General features: G+C 52.4%; 6 protein-coding genes and 2 pseudogenes. 5 read left to right on the forward strand and 3 right to left on the reverse strand.

Features of this window, described 5'->3' with window-relative positions; genetic code table 11:
* Window positions 1-158 precede the first annotated feature (158 nt).
* On the reverse strand, window positions 159-713 hold the full coding sequence (locus tag TY51_RS10820) for a hypothetical protein (RefSeq protein WP_156117978.1): 555 nt from the start codon (window positions 711-713) through the stop codon (window positions 159-161).
* Between the two features lie 330 nt (window positions 714-1,043).
* On the opposite strand from TY51_RS10820, the pseudogene TY51_RS23410 reads away from it, so the two are divergent.
* A pseudogene (locus tag TY51_RS23410) lies at window positions 1,044-1,175 on the forward strand (IS481 family transposase); the annotation flags it as partial.
* Between the two features lie 17 nt (window positions 1,176-1,192).
* On the opposite strand, the pseudogene TY51_RS21015 reads toward TY51_RS23410, so the two are convergent.
* Window positions 1,193-1,644 (reverse strand): annotated as a pseudogene (locus TY51_RS21015) (transposase); the annotation flags it as partial.
* A gap of 256 nt (window positions 1,645-1,900) precedes the next feature.
* Here TY51_RS21015 and TY51_RS21875 point away from each other — a divergent pair.
* From TY51_RS21875 to TY51_RS21025, 4 genes are all read left to right on the forward strand, one after another.
* Window positions 1,901-2,302: a hypothetical protein gene (locus TY51_RS21875; protein WP_156117979.1), complete on the forward strand. Its 402-nt coding sequence runs from the start codon at window positions 1,901-1,903 to the stop codon at window positions 2,300-2,302.
* A gap of 140 nt (window positions 2,303-2,442) precedes the next feature.
* Window positions 2,443-4,008: a calcium-binding protein gene (locus TY51_RS21020; protein WP_081994889.1), complete on the forward strand. Its 1,566-nt coding sequence runs from the start codon at window positions 2,443-2,445 to the stop codon at window positions 4,006-4,008.
* A 32-nt stretch (window positions 4,009-4,040) separates the two neighbouring features.
* On the forward strand, window positions 4,041-4,202 hold the full coding sequence (locus TY51_RS21880; RefSeq protein WP_156117981.1) for a hypothetical protein: 162 nt from the start codon (window positions 4,041-4,043) through the stop codon (window positions 4,200-4,202).
* Between the two features lie 696 nt (window positions 4,203-4,898).
* Window positions 4,899-5,531 (forward strand): TetR/AcrR family transcriptional regulator, encoded by a 633-nt coding sequence (locus TY51_RS21025; protein WP_081994890.1) that lies wholly within the window; start codon window positions 4,899-4,901, stop codon window positions 5,529-5,531.
* A gap of 304 nt (window positions 5,532-5,835) precedes the next feature.
* Here the strand turns inward: TY51_RS21025 and TY51_RS23415 are convergent.
* A partial coding sequence (locus TY51_RS23415) for a hypothetical protein (protein WP_231559011.1) occupies window positions 5,836-6,031 on the reverse strand: 196 nt, incomplete at its 5' end.

A 6,031-nucleotide genomic window follows, 5' to 3' on the forward strand; every position in this document is an offset into this window, starting at 1 on the left:
AAACTCCAGCATCCGGCGGTCCAGGGCTGGGGAGCAACGAACTAATTCCGAGCTTAACAGTTGCCGGGGCTGAACTCTTGGATCGATGTTACCCGGAAATTTCGATATTCTTTCCAAGTTCTTTAGGCCCCCTTTCTTCTGAAAGAAGTTAGCAAGTATTAAAGGCCGCTAAGAACGAGCTGCTTCTCTACTTGTCGCGCTTGTGCATGAATACCGGGTGCCATGATGGTAGCCAGCTCGTCACGCGGGTCCTCATCCGGCGTGTCGACCTTATTGTCATTACGTCGAGCACTTGCCACCCAAGCCTCGTTGAGGACGTCTTGCACGATGGACATGGCCTGTGTGTTGGTCATCAATAAGCCTGAGCCTGAAAGTTCCCTGATGGATGTGCCCGTGCTTTCTTCCCGGATAGCCCCGACAAGCTGGCGCATCAGCAAAAGCGGGTCGGCCTGTGTTTTGGAAGGCCACGTGAATTGGCAGCCGACGTTGCGCAGGTCGGCCTCGCTGATCACAAAAAGATCTTTTTGCCCGTCTACCAGGAGAAGCCGTTCAAACCCGCTGCCGGCCAGACGACCCAACTGCATGATCGCCCTGACGGAGCCCACTTCAGGTGCGTGGTCGGGAAAGCTTGTGATGTCGAGCCGGAGATCGTGGCCATCCATAGTAGATGTGAAGCGGATGCCGCCGGAAAAAGATGAGGCGGTCAGCCACATGCCGATCTCCTGCGCAGAGACCGACAGGGGTTCAAGGCCGGCCTCAGTGGAGCGGACCAATTGCTGTTGGTTGCAGGCAGCGGCGGGACTTACAACGGCGAGCAGGATAACGAATGCGCCGGCAGATATTGTTGAGAACACCATGAGTATCCGAGCCTTACAATCAAAGCAGCAGCGACGGAGCCGCAGAGGGACGTTGCCACGATGTTAGCAAGAGATTCTTAACACAGGCTTACTGTATCCTCTTTGAAGGCAATAGTGAGGCCATCTTTGCACCCGGGCTTGGCTTTGCCCCCGTTTCACCGGACACCCATTCAGATGCGGGTGCCTCTTACCGACTTTATGGCCTTTTACAATTTCGCACGCCGGCTCAGGACCCTCGGCGGCCTCACGCCTTACGAGTACATCTGCAAGGTCTGGACATCCGAGCCAGACAAATTGATCCTAAACGCGATCCACTAGATGCCGGGACTGAACAGTCGTCCCTGGCTGTCGCAAATGACGTGCAGCTTTGTGTTCATGCCGCCAGCTCTCAGGGAAACAGTCCCCCGGACTGTTTCCTGATCCTAGAACTGCGGCCGATCAGGCGACCACGCCCCCTCTTTTTGACGGCCACACTGATGGCTGTGCGATATGACTTCAGGTATGTCGCATCTACCATCACGGTCTTCTCTTCACCGTGTTCGGCAGCTAGTCCAGCCATCATCCGAGCGGAAATGCCCTTCCCTCTCCAACGCCTCCGACGGCTGTAAAGCGTCTTGTAAGGGCCATAAGCGGCAGGTGCATCACGTCAGTGTACGTCATTGCCGATTAGGGAATAATCGCGCTGAGAACCCTCCTGTCATCAACGCGTGGCTTGCCGTGCAACTTTTCGAAAAAAAGGGATCGTGCGTGCCATCTGCGCGTCAGTCAGCCAGAAAAGGTCGCTCATGTCACTACTGCCTTTCCGGGCCGTGAGGCGCGCCGCAGAACGGAAACCAATGCATCCTCACCTTAGTCAACGCCCATTTGTAGATTCAGTGGGTTAGGGGGCTATCCGGAAAATGCGGCCTTTCACCGGTCGCAACTTTCTAGTGCAGTGTATAGCCGCATTGAACTTGACAGTTCGTTAACTAATAAGCAGAGTAGAATCACAGTTAATCAACCTAAGAGATGTTACGAGGTCCTTAGAAGGGGGTGGCGGTGCTATGCTGGTTCCAATGATTATTACAGGCATCGTCACCGGGACGTTCGCCGCATTGATGTCCCTCGCTTCAGGCACCGGCATAATATTTGCCGCCTACATTTATGCCGTAGCTGGAGGGTTTGCCGTTTTAATATCCGCCGCCCTTTTCTCGCTACGATTTATAATTTCGAAAATTTGGTGGAGTTTGAATATTGACTTAAGAGTTAATATTGTTATTGCGCACATTGCATCAATTTCAGCATTTATTTTTATCTCTATGGTGATATTTGGAATTAGCGGCAATTTTTTTGGATCACTTGCATCTCTAGCAGTCGGCGCGCTTGGGATACCTGCATGGCTCTCCTATTCTTTTGATAATTTTGTGGCAAAAGGTGAAGATAGATATGCCGATGATTATCTATAAAAATGAGAAGCTCTAGTCTCCGATATAAACGGCGCTAATTGCCGATGCTCAGCTTCGGCATGATGTATAGAATATCGTTTATCTTGAAGGAGTACGATTTGCCGCTCTCTCATAATCCCTCAGGGCTCAAAGGATCAAGTGTGATTGGGACAGATCATGCTGATACCATTCACGGCGGGACTGGGGTCGTCGATATTCGCGGGTGGGCCGGCGACGATTTGCTGTTCGGAGGCGTTCGGGGCGGCTTAATATCTGGAGGCCGCGGTAATGACACTATTTACACGTTTGGTTTTGGGGCTCCGCTTCCACAGCAATTCCAAACTCATGCCTATGGAGATTGGGGCAACGACACCTTCTATCTAGGCATGGCTCGCTACAATTATGACAATTACGCCAACAGGTTTGGACACCATGTATTTGGTGGCCATGGGGCGGACAGATTCATTTTCTCCGAGGTAGCACAGGGCGATCAGAAAATTACCGGAAGAATTGACGATTTTGATCCGACACAGGACTCGATCTGGATCGAGAATGTCCGGGTGAACCTTAATGATCTTCCCGACAATGTCCGGATTGTCCAGCATCTCGGCCAACAGTGGATCCTCATCGACAATCGCATTCTTTATGCCCTTGAGGGTGCGCGGCACGCCTCTCCGACGATTCAGGCCGACGGGCGAAACTCCGAGTCCTCGGAGGAAAACCATTTTATCTACTGGCCCGAAGAATGGGCAGATAGCGTGCCGACGTCGGCGGATGTAGTCTATCGAAACCCCGCTAATTTCATTCCGGCGCGCTTCCTACCGATCGAGGCCCAATATGATCATCAGTTCAGCCCAAGAGACCATAGCTTCTCTGGTACCTCCCGCAACGACCGTATTGAAGGATCTCCCGATCGTGGACAAAGTCTCTTCGGTTTTGACGGACATGATTTCATTTTTGGAAATCGGGGAGACGACACGATTCACGGCGGCGAAGGGAACGACTACATCGATGGGTATCACGGTCATGACCGCATCTTCGGCGGGGTAGGAAATGACTCCATCGATGGCGGAAAAGGTCACGACATAATCGTCGGGGGATTGGGTCGCGACGTCATCGCGGGGGGATCGGACAATGACACATTGCACGGGGCCCTCGGCGACGACACAATTTTCGGGGGATCAGAAAACGACCTGATCTTTGGAGATTCTGGGAATGATGCTCTTTACGGTGGCAGCGGTAATGATCGCCTGAATGGCGGTGTTGGCGCCGACATCCTGGATGGCGGCGATGGTCACGATCGACTTTGGGGCGGGGTGGGTAATGATCGGATGCTTGGAGGTTTAGGCAACGACTGGCTACATGGTGGCGATGGCCATGACCATCTGTATGGTGGATGGGGTAACGACACTGTCTCTGGTCATCATGGCAATGACCGGATCTTTGGCGGTCAGGGAAACGATCTGATGTTCGGCAACTCAGGCAATGACAGTCTTTATGGTGATGCTGGTAATGACCATCTGGACGGCGGTTATGGTAACGACATTCTGGTCGGTGGGGGCGGCCGGGATACCATTGCTGGGGGGGCGGGCACAGACAGACTGCATGGCGGCGCTGGTGCCGACAGATTCGTATTTTTTACTCAGAATGACAGCCGTCCAGGCCAGGTGCTGGACGTCATCGTCGATTTCACGCAAGGCGAGGATAAGATAGATCTCTCCCGCTAGACGCCGATCTGAGCAGAGCGGGTAACCAGGCCTTGATCTTCAACCCCAATGGACCTGCGGAGCATGCTGTCTGGCTGATCCGCGAGGAGAACGGCATTTCGGTTCGTGCCGACCTTGATGGGGACGGCGTCCAGGATTTTGCCGTTTGGTTAGCCGGCGTGGAGCGGATGGGCGCTTCGGACTTTATCCTTTAGGTGCGAAGATGGACGGCCAGCGCGTTGACTGCCCCCTAGGGAGACGACTTTGGTAACGGGGCCTTTCAGTAAAGTGGTGTTGCGCGCACGCTGTCGGCCGCCATGCGGCGGCTTCGGGTTTGGGTATCTCAGCCATCCTGTTTGACGTTGCCTTTATGAAGGATCCTCATGATGCATGCTATGTTCCGTGGTCGGCGCCGAATGGCGCTAACGACGTGCTGGCGCATTGCGGTCACGGAGTGCCATCCCATTGGCGTGTTTGGTGCGGGTCAGCGACAGTTTGTAAATTTGGTACGATCGGGATCGCGTCCCAGAGGAGCGTGCCAGGCCTGTGGTCATGCAGGAAACGGTAGATCGCTTGCGTCTCGCATGCGAGAGACCCGCTCGTCCCATTTTCTTATTCAAGTTTAATAGCTACGGTGCATCATAACATTCGCCGCTAGGCACGGCGCACGAGGTATATTGACGCCGTCGGGCTGGGTTGTCCAGCATGATACGTCTTCCTCACCTGTTGGATGCAAAAGGTTTGGAACCCAACTTGACGGTTGTAGCGTTAGCTTCGGTAAGGCGAGCAAGACCTCTCTTGATTGTAGGACAGTCTTCTATGTTGTCATTTCAGAATGAAAACAAAGGGCGCTACCATTTGCCCTTGGGCTGAACGACCTCTCGCCATAATGTAAACTAGGGCATTTATATATGCAGTTAAATAAAAGATTGCCCAAGACACCAAAAGAATTAAACCAGGAAATTAAGATTGACCAAATTCGGCATGGATTCGTCAAAGTATTCATGAGGGACGGATACGCAGGTGCGAGTGTCGACGACATTTCAAGAGAGGCAAAGACTTCCAAAGCGACGATGTATAAGTACTTCCCTGATAAGTCTTACATGTTTATTGACATGCTTGAGATAACGATGGCTCAAGCGTTCTCTGGAAAAGCCTTTAAGCGACTTCTCGATGAACCGCCTAAGTTTGTACTAGCTAAAATTCTTTATGATCTTGCGGAGTGGTCAACATCCGAGCCTCGGCCAAGTTTACTTAGGCTGGTGGTATCAGAAGTAGAACGGTTTCCACAAGGGGCTCAGGATTATGCCTCTGGAATCGCAAGAAATGTCACCGAGCCCCTGAAATCCATCATCGATAAATGGATCGTTACTGGTGAAATTAAGCACCATAACATTGACGATTCGGCTTTTCAATTGAGCACACTTGTTATGGCACAAGCACAGTATCCGATTATGCTAGGCCTAGAAAAGCTTGACAATGCGCAGCTTGTCAGGATTTCCAATGAGGCTGCAGAGCTATTTCTGACCAGATACGGAATATAAGGTGTAGTCCCGCAGGAGATTCATTGCAAATTCAGCCACTGCCCATTTTACAGAGCCGGGGAAAGCCGTGACTGGTAACGGGTTAAGCTGAGTCGAAGCGGCCAAGAACACGATCGAGCTGAGCCATACACTTTTTACTTTACGATCCGGCATTTACAATCAGAGGGGCCTCATTCCTCGATGGAAAACTTAATTCAGCTTTGGTCGAATCTTAATTCATTGTCTATCAGCATGAAGGGTCAGGCAGGTATAAGATACCGCTCATTGGACAATGGGCATCAGCACTTCTAGTGCTGCCGTACTCCTATGACACTCGATCGATGTATCTATCATGACCATGAGATGCTGATGCCACCGCACCCGCACGGCGTTCCTGCCGCAGCAGCTCTCCCCGTCGCCATTCGGCGAGGGATAGCTGCGTCGATGCACCGTCATGCACGCACAGGGCAGGGGCGTGATCCCACAGGCCGAGGGAATAGGGTGTCATCAGCAGGCTCTCG

The organism is Paracoccus sp. PAMC 22219 (assembly GCF_000787695.1).
In the GTDB taxonomy this organism is placed as follows: domain Bacteria; phylum Pseudomonadota; class Alphaproteobacteria; order Rhodobacterales; family Rhodobacteraceae; genus Paracoccus.

Coding starts and splice junctions, on each gene's coding strand:
- TY51_RS10820 (WP_156117978.1), bottom strand. CDS start 713: ATGTGGCTGACCGCCTCATCTTTTTCCGGCGGCATCCGCTTCACATCT.
- TY51_RS21875 (WP_156117979.1), top strand. CDS start 1,901: ATGCTGGTTCCAATGATTATTACAGGCATCGTCACCGGGACGTTCGCC.
- TY51_RS21025 (WP_081994890.1), top strand. CDS start 4,899: ATGCAGTTAAATAAAAGATTGCCCAAGACACCAAAAGAATTAAACCAG.